This is a genomic window from Streptomyces sp. AM 2-1-1 (genome assembly GCF_029167645.1).
Classification (GTDB): Bacteria; Actinomycetota; Actinomycetes; order Streptomycetales; family Streptomycetaceae; genus Streptomyces.
Map to the genome: position 1 here is coordinate 6,047,388 of NZ_CP119147.1, position 15,591 is coordinate 6,062,978.

The 15,591-nt window shown below is 72.8% G+C and carries 15 protein-coding genes; 8 read left to right on the forward strand and 7 right to left on the reverse strand.

Annotated features, from left to right (window positions below):
• Nucleotides 1-21: 21 nt before the first annotated feature.
• Complete coding sequence (locus tag PZB77_RS26365; RefSeq protein WP_275495118.1) at nt 22-567, forward strand: DinB family protein; 546 nt, start codon at nt 22-24, stop codon at nt 565-567.
• A gap of 117 nt (nt 568-684) precedes the next feature.
• Here the strand turns inward: PZB77_RS26365 and PZB77_RS26370 are convergent, their stop codons facing one another.
• Nucleotides 685-1,842: a DUF6596 domain-containing protein gene (locus tag PZB77_RS26370; RefSeq protein ID WP_275496227.1), complete on the reverse strand. Its 1,158-nt coding sequence runs from the start codon at nt 1,840-1,842 to the stop codon at nt 685-687.
• A gap of 8 nt (nt 1,843-1,850) precedes the next feature.
• On the reverse strand, nt 1,851-2,258 hold the full coding sequence (locus tag PZB77_RS26375; RefSeq protein WP_275495119.1) for a YciI family protein: 408 nt from the start codon (nt 2,256-2,258) through the stop codon (nt 1,851-1,853).
• Nucleotides 2,259-2,548: 290 nt separating this feature from the next.
• On the opposite strand from PZB77_RS26375, the gene PZB77_RS26380 reads away from it, so the two are divergent.
• On the forward strand, nt 2,549-3,697 hold the full coding sequence (locus PZB77_RS26380) for a serine hydrolase domain-containing protein (RefSeq protein WP_275495120.1): 1,149 nt from the start codon (nt 2,549-2,551) through the stop codon (nt 3,695-3,697).
• A gap of 134 nt (nt 3,698-3,831) precedes the next feature.
• Here PZB77_RS26380 and PZB77_RS26385 read toward each other — a convergent pair whose 3' ends face one another.
• Both PZB77_RS26385 and PZB77_RS26390 read right to left on the reverse strand, forming a co-directional pair.
• The gene (locus PZB77_RS26385; protein ID WP_275495121.1) at nt 3,832-4,329 is read right to left on the reverse strand and encodes a peptidylprolyl isomerase; all 498 of its coding nucleotides are present in this window, start codon (nt 4,327-4,329) and stop codon (nt 3,832-3,834) included.
• A gap of 299 nt (nt 4,330-4,628) precedes the next feature.
• Nucleotides 4,629-5,417, reverse strand: a complete 789-nt coding sequence (locus PZB77_RS26390; RefSeq protein WP_275495122.1) for a LysR family substrate-binding domain-containing protein — start codon at nt 5,415-5,417, stop codon at nt 4,629-4,631.
• Between the two features lie 125 nt (nt 5,418-5,542).
• Here PZB77_RS26390 and PZB77_RS26395 point away from each other — a divergent pair, with 125 nt between their 5' ends.
• The 4 genes from PZB77_RS26395 (at nt 5,543) to PZB77_RS26410 (ending at nt 9,355) form a co-directional block, all read left to right on the forward strand.
• Complete coding sequence (locus tag PZB77_RS26395) at nt 5,543-5,947, forward strand: DUF5997 family protein (protein ID WP_275495123.1); 405 nt, start codon at nt 5,543-5,545, stop codon at nt 5,945-5,947.
• A 187-nt stretch (nt 5,948-6,134) separates the two neighbouring features.
• Nucleotides 6,135-7,025 carry an NAD(P)-dependent oxidoreductase gene (locus PZB77_RS26400; RefSeq protein ID WP_275496228.1) on the forward strand — a complete coding sequence of 297 codons (891 nt, stop codon included), beginning with the start codon at nt 6,135-6,137 and terminating at the stop codon, nt 7,023-7,025.
• 311 nt (nt 7,026-7,336) lie between these two features.
• Nucleotides 7,337-8,230 (forward strand): neutral zinc metallopeptidase, encoded by an 894-nt coding sequence (locus tag PZB77_RS26405; protein WP_275495124.1) that lies wholly within the window; start codon nt 7,337-7,339, stop codon nt 8,228-8,230.
• 240 nt (nt 8,231-8,470) lie between these two features.
• A complete protein-coding gene (locus PZB77_RS26410; RefSeq protein ID WP_275492889.1) occupies nt 8,471-9,355 on the forward strand; it encodes an IS5 family transposase in 885 nt (294 codons plus the stop codon).
• A gap of 23 nt (nt 9,356-9,378) precedes the next feature.
• On the opposite strand, the gene PZB77_RS26415 is transcribed toward PZB77_RS26410, so the two are convergent.
• Together PZB77_RS26415 and PZB77_RS26420 are read right to left on the reverse strand one after the other, a co-directional pair.
• Nucleotides 9,379-10,698 (reverse strand): hypothetical protein, encoded by a 1,320-nt coding sequence (locus tag PZB77_RS26415; protein WP_275495125.1) that lies wholly within the window; start codon nt 10,696-10,698, stop codon nt 9,379-9,381.
• 161 nt (nt 10,699-10,859) lie between these two features.
• Nucleotides 10,860-11,456 carry a TetR/AcrR family transcriptional regulator gene (locus PZB77_RS26420; RefSeq protein ID WP_275495126.1) on the reverse strand — a complete coding sequence of 199 codons (597 nt, stop codon included), beginning with the start codon at nt 11,454-11,456 and terminating at the stop codon, nt 10,860-10,862.
• Nucleotides 11,457-11,564: 108 nt separating this feature from the next.
• Here PZB77_RS26420 and PZB77_RS26425 point away from each other — a divergent pair, with 108 nt between their 5' ends.
• Complete coding sequence (locus PZB77_RS26425; protein WP_275495127.1) at nt 11,565-12,593, forward strand: aldo/keto reductase; 1,029 nt, start codon at nt 11,565-11,567, stop codon at nt 12,591-12,593.
• A gap of 144 nt (nt 12,594-12,737) precedes the next feature.
• Here the strand turns inward: PZB77_RS26425 and PZB77_RS26430 are convergent, their stop codons facing one another.
• Complete coding sequence (locus tag PZB77_RS26430) at nt 12,738-14,264, reverse strand: multicopper oxidase domain-containing protein (RefSeq protein ID WP_275495128.1); 1,527 nt, start codon at nt 14,262-14,264, stop codon at nt 12,738-12,740.
• 296 nt (nt 14,265-14,560) lie between these two features.
• On the opposite strand from PZB77_RS26430, the gene argC reads away from it, so the two are divergent.
• Nucleotides 14,561-15,589, forward strand: a complete 1,029-nt coding sequence (argC, locus tag PZB77_RS26435) for an N-acetyl-gamma-glutamyl-phosphate reductase (RefSeq protein ID WP_275495129.1) — start codon at nt 14,561-14,563, stop codon at nt 15,587-15,589.
• Nucleotides 15,590-15,591: the final 2 nt, after the last annotated feature.

Here is a 15,591-nt window from a genome sequence, read left to right on the forward strand (position 1 = left end):
ACGTGGACCACAATTCCCGACATGCAACGGTTCGCAGAGATGTTCACCGACCCCGACAGCGACCCCCGCGTCGAGATTCCGACGCGGAGCGACGAGAGGACCATGCTCGTCGCGTCCCTGCGCCGCCAGCGGGAGACCCTGGTCCTGAAGTGCTCCGGGCTCGACCCCGAGGCCATGGCCCTGAGGTCCGTGGACTTCTCCGGCTTGTCGCTGCTGGGACTCGTACGGCACCTGGCCGACGTGGAACACCGGTGGTTCCGGCAGCGGCTGGCCGGCCAGGACGGACCGGCACCCTTCGCCACGGACGCCGAGCCGGACGGTGCGTTCGACCACGCCGCCCCCGGCGCCGCCCGGACGGCCGCGGCCTGGCGGGCCTGGCAGGAGGAGGTCGACTTCGCGGAGCGGTTCGTCGCCGAAGCCCCGGACCTCGACGTCTGGGCCATCGACCCGTGGCAGGGGAGGATCTCGCTCCGCTGGGTCCTGCTCCACATGGTCGAGGAGTACGCGCGGCACAACGGCCACGCCGACCTGCTGCGCCAGGGCATCGACGGCGCCGTGGGGCTCTGACCCGACGGCGCCGTGGGGCTCTGACCCGACGGCGCCGTGCGGCTTCGACCCGGCCGGCCGAGTGACCTGCCGCCACCCGGGGAGTCCGCGGAGGCCGCGCCCCTCGGGGAGCGCGCGTCAGGGGAGCCGACGGGCGGCCAGAAGGGTGTTCAGGCGGGCGGCCCGGCGGGTCAGGTGGTCGCGTTCGGCGAGGTCGGGCGCCTTGCGGGCCGCCTCGGCGTAGAGCCGCGCCGCCGTCACGAGATCCCCGTCGCGCTCGTGGAGGTACGCCGCCACCGCGGTGTGGCGGGGCAGCGAGGCGTCCAGCACCGCGAGCGCCGCCAGGCCCGCCCGCGGCCCGTCGGCCTCGCCCACGGCCACCGCCCGGTTGAGCCGTACGACGGGGTTGTCCGTCAGGCGGGTGAGTTCGTCGTACCACTCGACGATCTGCCGCCAGTCGGTCTCGTCGGCGGAGCGCGCGTCGGCGTGCAGGGCCGCCACGGCGGCCTGGGCCTGGTACTCGCCCAGCCGGTCGAGGGCGAGCGCCGCCTGGAGGATCGCTACGCCCTCGGCGATGGCCCCGGTGTCCCACCGGTCGCGGTCCTGCTCGGCGAGCGGCACCAGGCTGCCGTCGGCGGCGGTCCGGGCGGCCCGCCGGGCGTGGTGGAGCAGCATCAGGGCGAGCAGCCCCGCCGCCTCGGGGTGATGGACCTGCGCCGCGAGCCGCCGGGTGAGCCGGATGGCCTCGGCGGCGAGGTCGACGTCGCCGGAGTACCCCTCGTTGAAGACCAGATAGAGGACACGCAGCACGGTCGAGACATCACCGGGCCGGTCGAACCGCACGCCGGAGACCGTGCGCTTGGCCCGGCTGATGCGCTGCGCCATGGTCGCCTCGGGCACCAGGTAGGCCCGCGCGATCTGGCGGGTGGTCAGCCCGCCGACGGCGCGCAGGGTGAGCGCGACCGCGGACGACGGGGTCAGCGACGGGTGGGCGCAGAGGAAGTAGAGGTGGAGGGTGTCGTCGGCCGCCGGCGCGGGCCCGGGCGCCGGCTCCTCGTCGACGCGGTCCTCGCGCCGGCGGCGGGCGGCGTCCGCCCGCGCCGCGTCGAGGAACCGGCGCCAGGCCACGGTGACCAGCCAGCCCTTCGGGTCCCGGGGCGGATCGGCCGGCCAGACCCGGACCGCCTCGACCAACGCGTCCTGTACGGCGTCCTCGGCCGCCGCGAAGCCGGCTCCGCGGCGGACGAGTACGGCGAGCACGCTCGGGGTGAGGCGACGGAGCAGGGCCTCGTCCAGGGAACGGGTCACTCCGTGATGGTGGGCGGCGCGCTGAGGAACGGGCGTACCTCCAGCCACTCGTGGATCGGCTTCCCACCCGCCCCCGGGGCGGCCGACAGTTCCCCGGCGAGCTCGACCGCACGCTCGGGGGTGTCGACGTCGATGATCATCCAGCCGGCGATCAGGTCCTTGGTCTCGGCGAACGGGCCGTCGGTGACCGGCGGGCGCCCCTCCCCGTCGTACCTGACCCATGACCCCTCGGGGGCGAGTGCCTGGCCGTCGACGAACTCGCCGGTCTTCTCCAACCGGGCCGCGAAGTCGTTCATGTACCCCATGTGCGCCGAGATCTCCTGGGGCGTCCACTGGTCCATCGACACGTCGTTGACCGGGGCCGGAGCGCCGCGGTAGTGCTTCAGCAACAGGTACTTGGCCATGATGTCTCTCCTCGCCGGTGCGACCCCTCGTGGCCGCTCTCACTTCGGGGACGGAGCCGGTCACGGGATCTCGACATCCCCGTCCCACCTTTCTCTCCGGATTCTTCCGGCCCGCCCTGCGTGTGCCGTGCCGTCGTGTCGCGTCGTGCTGTTCCGCCTGTCGTGCCGATCTGCCGGGCCGGGTTTCCCGTATCGAACCACCCTGCCCGCTTCCCGTACGTCCGACCAGTCGGTATGTTGCGGGAAGTCCGGGCCCGGGCACCGGGACCCACCCAGAAGAAGGAGGCCCCGTGGTGCGGATCCACGGCCGCTGCGACGAACGGTTCGCCCGCGTGCGCGCGGCGTTCGAGGAGAACTTCGCCGTACGGGACGAGTTGGGGGCGGCCGTCACCGTCCTGGTGGACGGAGCGCCGGTCGTCGACCTCTGGGGCGGATGGGCCGACGGCGCGCGGACCCGCCCGTGGGAGCGCGACACCCTCGTCAACGTCTGGTCGACGAGCAAGGGGCCCACCGCCCTCTGCGCCCACATCCTCGCCGACCGGGGCCTGCTGGACCTCGACGCCCCGGTGGCCACGTATTGGCCCGAGTTCGCCGAGGCGGGCAAGGAAGCGGTCCGGGTACGCGATCTCCTCTCGCACCGCGCCGGTCTCGCCGGGCTGCGGGAGCCGCACTCGCTCGCGGACCTGTACGACTGGGAACTCACCACCTCCCGGCTGGCCGCGACCGAGCCGTGGTGGGAACCCGGCACCCGCTCCGGCTACCACGCGCTGACGTACGGGTTCCTCGTCGGCGAGGTCGTCCGGCGGGTCAGTGGCGAACTGCCCGGCGAGTTCCTCCGGCGCGAGGTCACCGTCCCCCTCGGCATCGACTTCTCGGTGGGGCTGCCGGAGGCGGAGACGGACCGGTGCGCCGAACTCGTCACCACGAGGGCCACACGCGAGCAGGCCGCACTCTTCGGGAGCCTGCCCCCGGTGGCCGTCGCCTCCCTCGCCAACCCCGGTACGGGAGCCGGCGCCGCCAACAGCGCCGCCTGGCGGGCGGCGGAGATACCGGCGGCCAACGGCCACGCCACCGCCCGCGCCGTCGCCGCCCTCTACGGGATCCTCGCCGGGCGCGGCACGCTGTTCGGCCGCCGCGTCCTCTCCGAGGAGGCGGCCGAGCGGGTGCGCGAGGGCCAGGGGAGCTGCCGCGACCTGGTGCTGGGGGCGGGGTTCGCCCACGAGACGGAGATCGCCCTCGGCGTCTGGTTGAGCGGCCCCAACGCCTCCTACGGCCCCAACCCGCGCGCCGTCGGCCACGACGGGGCGGGCGGCTCCTGCGGCCTCGCCGACCCGGAGTCGGGAGTGGCCCTCGGATACGTCATGAACCGGATGGGCGCGGGACTCGCCGACGACCCGCGCAAGATGGCCCTGGTCGAATCCGTCTACGCGTCGCTCTGAGGCCGCGCGGGTCGGGCGCCCACCGGCCGTCCGGGCTCACCGACCCCGGAAACACCGAAGCGCGGCCCGGCGAGGTTCCGCCGGGCCGCGCTTCTCCCCGTCCGCGTCCGCGCGGCCGGGGGCAGTCGGAATCCTTAGAGGACGCCGCTCGCCGAGATGGTGATCTTCTTCGAGGTGCGGCCGTTGCCGGAGCCGAGGGCCTCGATCTTCTTGACGAGCTTCATGCTCTCCTCGTCCGCGACCTCACCGAAGACGACGTGCTTGCCGTCGAGCCACGGGGTCAGGACGGTGGTGATGAAGAACTGCGAGCCGTTGGTGTTCTTGCCGGCGTTGGCCATCGAGAGCAGGCCCGGCTTGGTGTGCTTGAGCGTGAAGTTCTCGTCGGCGAACTTCTCGCCGTAGATGCTCTTGCCGCCCGTGCCGTCGCCACGGGTGAAGTCGCCGCCCTGGAGCATGAACTCCGGGATGACGCGGTGGAAGGAGGACCCGGCGTAGCCGAAGCCCTGCTCGCCGGTGGAGAGCGCGCGGAAGTTCTCCACGGTCTTCGGCACGACGTCGTCGAACAGGTTGAACGTGATCCGCCCGGCGGGCTCGTCGTTGATGGTGATGTCGAAGTAAGTCTTGATGGTCATAGAACCATCCTGACACTTCTCGGGCCGGACCTCGCGCAGAGGGGGTCCCCCGCGCGTTCCGGCGCGGCCCGCCCGGACGGGAGCGGGATGGGCACGAGGGGGCCGCGGAGGCGGCCGGACGGTCGGCGGAACGATTCGGCGTACCACCCCGGAGCCCTCCGGCGGCGACCTGCACCGCCGCCCCCGGCCTGCCCCGCGGCCCGCCCCGCCTGCCCCGCGGCCCGGCCCCGCCCGCCTCAGCACCCGTCCCGCGGCCTGTCCGCCTGATCCCGGCCCACCGTCCGGCCGAAGCCCGTCGGCTACCGGCCGCGCGGCTTTCCGCGCTTGGCTCCCTTGGCCCCGCCGGTGCTCTTCGCCCCCTTGGCGCCTCCCGACCCGCCCCGCGGGTTGCGGGATGACGGCTTGCCCGCGGTGGCGCCACGGCGCTGACCCCCGGAGGCCGGCCGCTTCTCCTGCTTCGGCTGCGGGGGAGTGGCGGCACGCCCGCGCGAGCTGTTCACGGTGCGGCCCCGGACGATACCGATGAAGTCCTCGACCCTCTCGGTCGTCTTCTCCTCCGGCCACGCGAGCGCGAGACGCGACTCGGGCGCGTCCGTCACCGGCCGGTAGGTGAGGTCCTTGCGGGCGTGGAGCCGGGCGAGCGACTGAGGCACGACCAGCAGACCGATCCCCGCCGCGACGAGCGCCACGGCGTCCTCCGTCGTCGCGGGCCGCTCGAACGCGGGCAGCCCCGGCAGGCTCTCCCAGCCGAGGGTGTCGTCGAGCGGATGCAGCACGATGTCCTCCGCGAGGTCCCCGGTGGACACCTCCTCCGCGGCGGCGAGCAGGTGGTCCCTGGGGATCACCACCACGCTGGTCTCGGTGTACAGCGGGATCGCGCTGAGCTCCTCCCGGCCGGCCGGCATCCGCACGAAACCCGCGTCGGCGCCCCCGTCCACCAGCAGCGCCTGGGCGTCCGCGGAGGGTACGGAGACCAGGTCCAGCGGGATACGGGGGAAGCGCTCTTTCCAGATGCGCACCCACTTGGAAGGTGTTACGCCCGGAACGTAGGCGAGGCGGAACGAGGGGGATGCGTCGGAGCCAGTCACCCCGCCAGGTTACCGGCCCCGCCCCGCCCGCCGGGGCGCCCGGCGGCTCGTCGCGGGACGCCCTGCCGCACCCGCCCGCCACCGGGGTGGTCGGCGGCCTCGCACACGCTCGCTACTCTTGAGACATGACCTCGCACCAGACACCCCAGACGATGAAGCCCGCCACCGCGGCGAAGAAGCTGGGTGTGTACCTCGAAGCCACCCCCGCCGAGTTCCAGGAGGGTGTGGTCTCGCGCAGCGAGTTCAACGCGCTGCAGGCCGAACCGCCGGCCTGGCTGGAAGAACTGCGCCGCAACGGCCCGCACCCCCGCCCGGTCGTCGCCGCCAAGCTGGGCGTCTCCATCGCCGGCCTCGCGCGCGGCGGGGTCACCGAGCCGCTCACCACCGAGCAGATCGACGCACTCAAGAACGAGATGCCGGAGTGGCTGAGCGCCGAGCGCGCCACCCAGGCCGACGTCCGCAAGGAGACCCTCCGCATCAAGGAGCGGAACGCCGAGCGTGCGGCGCGCTCCGAGAAGGCCGGTTCCTGACCCTGCCCCACAGCACAGCACAGCACAGCACCCCCCGCCCGGCCGCGACGTATCCCGTCGCGGCCGGGCGGAGTCGGTCGAGGGCCCGAACCCGGCAGATCGCCGTACCGTGCGGGTGGGGGCGCCGCTCCCGCAGTACGCGCTCCCGCAGACGTTCCACCCTCCCGACAGAGAGCCGATGACCACCATGACCGACACACTCACCGTCAGCGTTCTGGGCACCGGGATCATGGGCGCGGCCATGGCCCGCAACCTCGCCCGTGCCGGGCACGCGGTACGGGCCTGGAACCGCAGCCGGGACAAGGCCGAGCCGCTGGCCGAGGACGGCGCGCGGATCTGCGACACCCCCGCCGAGGCGGTGGACGGCGCCGACGTGGTGCTGACGATGCTGTACGACGGTGCGGCGGTGGCGGAGGTCATGCGGCAGGCCGCCCCGGCGCTCCGGCCCGGCGCCGCCTGGGTGCAGTCGACGACCGTGGGCGTGGACGCCCTCGGGACGCTCGCCGCCTTCGCGGACGAACACGGGCTGGTCTTCTTCGACGCCCCGGTGCTCGGCACCCGGCAGCCCGCCGAGGCGGGGCAGCTCCTGGTCCTCGCGGCGGGTCCGGTCGGGGGCCGGGCGGCCGTCGCCCCGGTCCTGGACGCGGTCGGCGCGCGTACCGTCTGGACCGGCGAGGACGGGGCCGCCGGGGGCGCCACCCGCCTCAAGCTCGTCGCCAACAGCTGGGTCATCGCCGCCACCACCGCCACCGGAGAGGCCCTCGCGCTCTCCAAGGCGCTCGGGGTGGACCCGCGGGACTTCCTCGCCGCCATCGCGGGCGGGCCGCTCGACATGGGGTACCTGCGCGCCAAGGCGGGTCTCATCCTCGACGGCGGGCTCGAACCGGCCAGTTTCGCGGTCACCACCGCCGAGAAGGACGCCCGCCTGATCGTCGAGGCCGGCCGGCGGTACGGCGTCCGCCTCGACGGCGCCGCCGCGAGCGCCGCACGCTTCGCGCGCGCCGCCGCCCAGGGCCACGGCCATGAGGACATGGCCGCCGCCTACTTCGCGAGCTTCGACACGGACGAGCCGCGCTGACCGGTTCCCCGCCGACCGGTTCCGGGCCGACCGGTTCCGGACCCGGGGTGAGTGCCGGTTCACCGAGGAGGACCGGCCGCCCCAGCCGCACTCCGTTCACCGCGCCGTCCTTCCCCGGCACCTGAGCGGTGGCGTGAGAGACCGGTCCGGGGCGCTTTCCGGAACGTCTGCGGCCCTGATTCGGCCCTGATTCGGCCCGGAACCGGACAACCTCCGGTCACGCTTCGCCGCGAGGGCGGGTGGAGCGGCTTCCCCGGGGTACGCGAGCCGAGCGACGCAGGGCGGACCGGCGCGCTGTGAGGGAGAGTCTGATGAAGTTCGACGACGACGCTGCCCTGGACACCTCCGAGGTCCAGGACAACCGGGGCGGGGCACTGGGCGGCATCCCCGGGGGCGGGAAGACCGTGGGGGGTGGGGTGGTCGGTCTGCTGGTGCTGATCGCCTCGGTGGTGTTCGGAGTGAACCCGGACATGCTCAACTCGGACCCCTCCACCGGCGCGGGCGCATCCAGTGGAACCGGGGCCGGTGATCTGGCAGCGGACTGCCGGACGGGCGCCGACGCCAACACCAAGGACGACTGCCGGATCGTGGCCGTCGTCGACAGCGTCCAGGCGTTCTGGAAGCAGACCGAACAGGACGCCGGGAAGTCCTACACACAGGCACCGACCTGGTTGTTCACCGACAGTGTGAGCACCGGCTGCGGCGACGCGACCTCCGAGGTGGGCCCCTTCTACTGCTCCGCCGACGACAAGGTCTACCTCGACCTGGGCTTCTTCGACGAGCTCACCAGCAAGTTCGGCGCCGAGGGAGGCCCCTTCGCCGAGGCGTACGTCGTCGCGCACGAGTACGGGCACCACATGCAGGACCTCAGCGGCACCATCAACCGCGGCAGCGGCCAGGGGCAGAACAGCGGCTCCGTGAAACTGGAACTCCAGGCGGACTGCTTCGCCGGAGTCTGGGCCCACCATGCGACCACCACCCCCGACCCGAAGAGCGGCAAGCCCCTGATCACCGAACTCACGGAGTCGGACATCAACAACGGGCTGGACGCGGCCGCCGCCGTCGGCGACGACCGCATCCAGGAGAAGTACCAGGGGAAGGTCACGCCGGACACCTGGACGCACGGCTCCGCGGCGCAGCGCCAGAAGTGGTTCACCACCGGCTACCGGTCCGGCAAGGTCGCCGACTGCAACACCTTCGCCTGACGGGGTGCGCCGGGGCCGGGACGACCCCGCTGGTCCCGGAAGGCCGGGGCGGCCGGTCGGCGGTCCCGGGGGAGGGGCGTTCCCGGTCGCCGGCCGGCCCGTGCGCCGGCTACCGACCGGCGTTCCGACGGGTCCGGCCCCGGCGCCGCGCTCTCAGAAAGTGTTGGGTAACTGATCGCTTGCGTTCTGTGGCCGACGGTGGTGATCTTCGCGGGTCGGGCGCCAGCGAAGATCATCTACATGTGCGTCTGCTCCTGTAAGCCTTGCTACGAGACGTCGTTGACGGATGCTCAGTGGGCGGTGATCGAGCCGCTTCTGCCCGTGCGTGACCTGCGGCGCGGTGGCCGTCCGCTGAAGTTCTCGCGTCGGCTGGTCCTGGACACGGTGCTGTACGTGCTGGGCACCGGGTGTGCCTGGCGGCTGGTTCCGCATGATCTTGCCCCGTGGGACGTCGCCTACCGGTGGTTCAGGTCATGGGCGGCCGACGGGACCTGGGACCGGGTCCATGACGCGTTGAGGGACCGCATCCGGGTGGCCGAGGGTCGTGATCCGGAGCCGTCGGCCGCGGTGCTGGACTCGCAGTCGGCGAAGTCCCATCAGGGTGGCGAGAGCATCGGTTACGACGCGGGAAAACGGGTGCGCGGGCGCAAGCGCCATCTACTGGTGGACACCTGCGGGCTCGTACTGCGCGCCGTGGTGCACTCCGCTTCGGTCCAGGACCGGGCCGGAGCGAAACTGGTCCTCACCGGCATCCGGGAGCTGTTTCCGCGGGTCGGCCTGGTCTGGGTCGACGGCGGCTACGTCAATCGCGTCGATTCCGGACTGATCCGCTGGGCGGCGGACAACGAGAACGTCGAGATCGTCGCAGTACCACGCAACGCGGACGTGAAAGGCTTCCAGGTGCTGCCCCGCAGGTGGGTGGTGGAACGAACATTCTCCTGGCTGGGACGGTGCAGACGGTTGGCCCGCGACTACGAGCGCAAGACGGCGCACGCCGAAGCCATGATCAAGGTTGCGATGATCCGGCTCATGGCCGCCCGCCTCGCCGGCGAAACCATCGAACCCCACGGCCCCATCGAAACCGAAGCGGCCCGACGCCTCACCGACGACCTCGACCACGAGTAATCAACCAGTTACCCAACACTTTCTCAGGCGAACCGTGAGCTGCGTACCGGTCCCGACGAACCGAGCCGGCGACGGTCGCCCCGCAGCCAGGTGTCCCGGACGCTCGCGGCGAAGGCTTCGAGGACCTCGTCCGGATCGGCGGGTCCGTCACCGTCGCCCGGGTCCACCGCGGGGGCGGCCGCCACGACCTCGGCAGCGATCCGTTCCGCCGGGCGGTCGTCGGACGGCCCGCGCTCCACCTGCCCGTCGGCGCCCGCACGCAGTTGTCCGGCCCAGGGTGCCACCACGGACTGGTGGAGGAGGGTGACGCTGTCCGCCGTGACCCCGGGGGCGTCGGTCCAGCAGCTCGCGTGCTCGTGGAGCACTTGGCCGGGCGTGCGCTCCACGAGATCCCCGAGGATCTCCGGGCCACCGGCCTCTCCCGCCACCTCGTCGAGGTCGTACGCGATCACCACGGTGTCCGGCTCGCCGGGCGCGAAGGGCCGGGACGGTACTCCCAGTACCTCGGCGGCCGCGAGCCCGAGGACGTGGCTGCCGCGACCGGGCAGCAGCGACACCGAACGCGGCGTCACCTCGGCAGCGGCCAGTGCGGACTTCAGCCGCCGAAGTCCCAGGAGGCACTGCTCGTAGGAGTCCTGGAGGAAGGCGTAACGGCCGCTCATCCCGGCGCTGAAGCCGTACGGGGAGAGGGTGGCGAGCAGCGTCCCGCCGATCACGAACTGCCAGCCGCGCAGATCGGTGCCGTCCAGCGGGGTCGCGCCGGCGGCGTTCGCGGCCCGTTCCAGCATCATGTTCTGCCGGGCCCGGGCCGGCAGCCACATCGGGTCCCGCGGATCCGGCAGCAGCGCGTGCTGGCGTCTCGCCAGGTCGAGGTCGCCGGACATGAGCGCGTTGTGGACCAGGAGATAGCGGTCGGGCCAGTCGGCGAAGCTCTTCTCGTACCCGCTCAGCACGCCGACGGCCTCGCGGTGACGGCCCTCGTGCTCGTACGCCGCGACCAGCTCGCGCACCACGACGAGCGAGCCCGGACTCAGGCGCAGCGCCTCCCGCAGCGGGGGAATCGCCGTCTGGTTCAGGCCGCGCTCGATGCAGGCGTACCCGAACCGGAACAGGGCCTGCGCCTTCCCGGGGTCGGCCGCCAGCGCCGCCGCTGCCTCGCGGAGATCGTCGAAGCCCGCCGCCTCGGCGGCGCGCCCGACCACGAGCGCCACCTCGGCCGCCGGCAGATCCTCCCCGCCCTGCCTCACCTGCCGCAGGGCGCCGGGTATGTCCCCGGCATCGAGGCTCTCCCACGCCCTCAGGAGTTCGGCGGACTTCGGACGGCGATTCCTGCGCGAGAACATCCGGCGATGATCGCCGACGCCGGGTCCGCTCTCAACCGGATTACCGGGCGCGGCCGTTCGGGGGGCGGGGACCCGCGCCCGTTACCCGTCACCGGGCGTCGAGAGGACCGTCGCCGGGACCGTGCACCCGGGCACGGCCGTGCCCGCGTCCGTCGCTTCCGTCACCCCGCCGAGGGGCCCGAACCGGCGCCCCAGCGGAGCCCGTCGACGAGCAACGCGGTCATGCGCACGGTGTACTCCGGGTCGTCCGGTGCGACGAGGTCGCCGACGGCGCGCAGGAGGTCGTAGGGGACGACGTCGGAGCGGATCGCGCCGGACGCGGCGGCGGCGTCCAGCAGCTCGGTCAGGACCGGGACGAAGCGCTGCTCGAAGTAGGCGGGCAGGTTCTCGTACGCCGGATCGCCGGAGTGCAGGGCGGCTTTCAGGCCGCGCTTGGCCGCGATGAACTGCGTGAAGCGCCCCAGCCACCGCCCGAGGGCCTCGACCGGCTCGTACCGCTCCGAGATGCCGGGGGCGGCCTCGGCGCAGGCGTCGACCTCGCGGCGGAAGACCGCGGTGATGAGGTCGGAACGCTGCGGGAAGTGGCGGTAGAGGGTGCCCGCGCCCACCCCCGCCCTGGCGGTGATCCGGCGTACCGGGGCGTCCACGCCGTCCGTCACGAAGACCTCCGAGGCGGCGGTCAGCAGGGCGTCCAGGCTGCGCTGGGCATCGGGCCGCACCCGGCGGGCGGCCGGCTCTCCGACGGGGCGATCGGTCATGGGGCAGCTGCCTCCTTGCAAAGCGGAACAGTGTTCCGTATTGTCGTCGCTGAACGGTGTTCCGCTTTCCGATTCTAGCGGGACCCGCCGAGCGCACGAAGGAGAGCCATGCGATACCGCACGCTGGGCCGGACCGGCATCAAGGTCAGCCCCTACTGCCTGGGCACCATGATGTTCGGCGCCCTGGGCAACCCCGACCACGGCGACTCCGTCCGCATCATCCACAAGGCGCTGGACGCGGGCATCAACTTCGTGGACACCGCCGACGCCTACGCGCGCGGTGAGTCGGAGGAGATCGTCGGCAAGGCCCTCAAGGGCCGTCGCGACCACGTCGTCCTGGCCACCAAGGCGCACCTCCCGATGGGCGAGGACCCCAACCAGCGGGGCAACTCACGCCGTTGGCTGGTCCGTGCCCTGGAGGACTCGCTGCGCCGGCTGGGGACCGACCACGTCGACCTGTTCCAGATCCACCGCCCCGCGCCGGACACCGACATCGAGGAGACCCTCTCGGCCCTCACCGATCTCCTCCGCGCCGGCAAGATCCGGGCCATCGGCTCGTCCGCCTTCCCGGCGTCGGACATCGTCGAGGCGCAGTGGACGGCGGAACGGCGTGGCCTGGCCCGCTTCCGCACCGAGCAGCCGACGTACTCGATCCTCAACCGGAGCATCGAACGCGAGGTGCTGCCGGTCTGCGAGCGCTACGGAATGGGCGCGCTGGTCTGGAGCCCGCTCGCCGGCGGCCTGCTCACCGGGCGCTACCGCAAGGGCCAGGAGCCCACCGCGCACCGCGCCGGCTTCGGCTTCCAGCACCTCAAGGACGAACACCGTCTCGACGTCGTCGAACGGCTCGTCCCCCTCGCCGAGCAGGCCGGGATGCCCCTCACCCACCTGGCCACGGCCTTCGCGATCGCCCACCCCGGTGTCACCTCCGCGATCATCGGACCGCGCACCATGGACCACCTGGACGACCTGCTCGCCGGTGCCGACGTCAGCCTGAGCGACGAGATCCTCGACCGGATCGACGCCCTCGTGCCGCCCGGCACCGACGTCGGGCGGCTCGACATGGCCTACGATCCGCCCGCTGTCCAGCGGCCCGCGCTGCGCCGCCGCGACCACGGCGAGAGGGCGGCCGCCTGAACCCCTGCCCGGGCCCGGTGACGCGGTGCACCCGGTCCGGTCCCCTGGACCGACCTCCCCGGCGCCCCGGCGTGCGGACACCCGACCTGCGCCGGCCCCGACCCGCCGGGCGCCGCCGCCGAGCCCCGTCGCCGCCCGGGCGGGTCAGTCGACGTACTCGACGAGCTGCATCATCCCCCGGTCCTCGTGCTGCAGTTGATGGCAGTGGACGAGCGCGCGGCCGGTGAAGTCGTCGAAGCGGACCCGGATGGTCACCGAGCCGCCCCGGTTGATGCCGACGGTGTCCTGCCAGACCGGTGTGGCCAGGGGACGGCCGTCGACGGCGGTCACCAGGAAGTGGTTGGTGTGCAGGTGGAACGGGTGGTTGGAGTGGCCCGTCGAGTCGTTGCGGAGGGTCCACTCCTCCGTCTCGCCCAGCCGGAGGGTGTGGTTGACGTACGTCGGATCGAACCGGCCGTAGGCCGGGTCCGCCGGATCGGCGGCGTCACGGGCCGCCGGCGTCGCCCCGTCGCCGGTGATGCGGAAGGCGTGGGGGAAGGGCTGCCCGGGAAAGACGTTCTGGTCGCTGTGGAAGGTCAGGGAGCGACGCCGGGTCACCGCCAGCGGATCGAGGTACGGGGCGGGCCCCGGCAGATCGGTGGGGAGCTCCATCTCCGCGCCGGTACCGTCCACCACCGTGACGGTCGCCAGCAGGACCTCTCCCGCCATGACGCGGTAGTCGCCCGGGCTCTGCGCCTTGATCATGACGTCGGCGCGGTTGCCCATCGACAGGGTGACCCGGTCGCGCTCGACGGTCCGGGTGAGGGCGATGCCGTCCATGGCGATCTGGTGCAGCGCGTGCCCCTCCACCCGGATCGGCAGGAAGGTGAAGGCCGACGCGTTGATCAGGCGCCAGCGCTGCACCTCGCCCACACGCAGCCGGATCACCGGCCGGTACACGCCGTTCACCACGAACGTCGACCCGACCGCGGCGAGGTCGTTCTCGGCGCGCAGTTCCGGTACCCGCCCGTCCTTGAGCTTGAGTTCCGCGACGCACATCACGATGTCGCTCGCCGCCGCGATCTGCGGAACCCTGTCGATCGCGCCTTCCACGACGAGGGCCCCGAGCAGGCCGCCGGAGAGGTGGACGGCGGACGCTCCGTGCACGTGCGAGTGGTACCAGAACGTGCCGCCCTGGTGGTCGGCGGGGATCTCGATCCGGCTGCGGTAGCGCGTGACGGTCAGCCCGTTGGCCGGATCGTAGGGGGTGAACTCCCGGAAGACGTTGTCCGCCTCACCGGCCGGAGACACGTGCAGCCCATGGGTGTGGAAGTTGAACGTGTTGAAGGTGTGCGGGACGTTGTGGTCCCCGTGCGAGGTCTGATCGGGATTGGGCGGCAGGTCGTTGACGTGCTCGAGGTCGAGTACGTCGCCCGGACGCACCCGCAGCGTCGGCCCGTTGACGTACCCGTTGTAGAGCCGGAGATCGACCTCCCCGACCCCCGGGAGCAGTCCTCGGGTGAACGCGACCCGCAAGGTGGTGGACAGCACACCGTCGGCCGACCCGATGAGGGGAGGCCGGCCCAACGGCAGCGCCGCCGCGGAAGCGCCGGGGGCCCGCAGGACGCCCGTGGCCAGGGCGGGAGCTGCCGCCAGTACCGCACGTCTGCTGATACCGCGTGATGAGTCCATGCGTGTCACTCCTGTTCGTGAACGGCCACCGGCCACCGGCCGTCCAGCGTGCGAGTGCGGTACGGGATCCGCCGGGCGACACGTCCCGCGCCGCCGGGCTTCCCCCGATCGGCGCACCGGACGGAACCGTCTACAGCCACCGCCGAGGGGCGGCCGGGCGCGGCTGCGGGCGGACCGCGCCGGGGCGCTGCCCGGGTCCGGTGTTCACCCGTCGTCCCGCTGCCGGCCTTCCGCGCACACCTTTGCATAAAAGTGCATCACTGCGTATAGTCATGCCATCGATGAGGAGGATTCCGATGGTGGTACGTGCAGCGGTGGCAGGGGCGAGCGGATACGCCGGCGGTGAGCTGCTGCGCCTGCTGCTGGCCCACCCCGAGATCGAGATCGGCGCGCTGACCGGCCACTCCAACGCAGGTCAGAAGCTCGGCGCGCTCCAGCCGCACCTGCGTCCCCTCGCCGACCGGGTGCTGGAGCCCACCACCGCCGAGGTGCTCGCCGGACACGACGTGGTCTTCCTCGCCCTGCCGCACGGGCAGTCCGCCGCCGTCGCCGAACAGCTCGGCGAGGAGGTCCTGGTCGTCGACATGGGGGCCGACTTCCGGCTGCGGGACGCGGCGGACTGGGAGCGTTTCTACGGATCACCGCACGCCGGTACGTGGCCCTACGGGCTGCCCGAACTGCCCGGCGCCCGCGCCGCGCTCACCGGAACCCGGCGGATCGCGGTCCCCGGCTGCTACCCGACCGCCGTCTCGCTCGCGCTCTTCCCCGCGTACGCCGCCGCACTCGCCGAGCCCGAGGCCGTCATCGTGGCCGCGTCGGGCACCTCCGGCGCCGGCAAGGCCGCCAAGCCGCACCTCCTCGGCTCCGAGGTGATGGGGAACATGACCCCGTACGGTGTCGGCGGCGGCCACCGGCACACGCCGGAGATCACCCAGAACCTCAGCGCCGTCGCCGGCGACCGGGTCACCGTCTCCTTCACCCCCACCCTGGCGCCCATGCCGCGCGGCATCCTCGCCACCTGCAGCGCCAAGGCGAAGCCGGGCGTGGACGGGGAGGCGCTCCGCGCCGCCTACGAGAAGGCGTACGCGGACGAGCCGTTCGTCGACCTCCTCCCCGAGGGCCAGTGGCCGGCCACCGCCTCCGTGTACGGCTCCAACGCCGTCCAGATCCAGGTGGCGTACGACCCCGAGGTCCACCGGATCATCGTGGTCAGCGCCATCGACAACCTCGCCAAGGGCACCGCCGGGGGCGCCCTGCAGAGCACCAACATCGCCCTCGGACTGCCCGAGGACACCGGTCTGACCACCATCGGCGTGGCCCCCTGAAC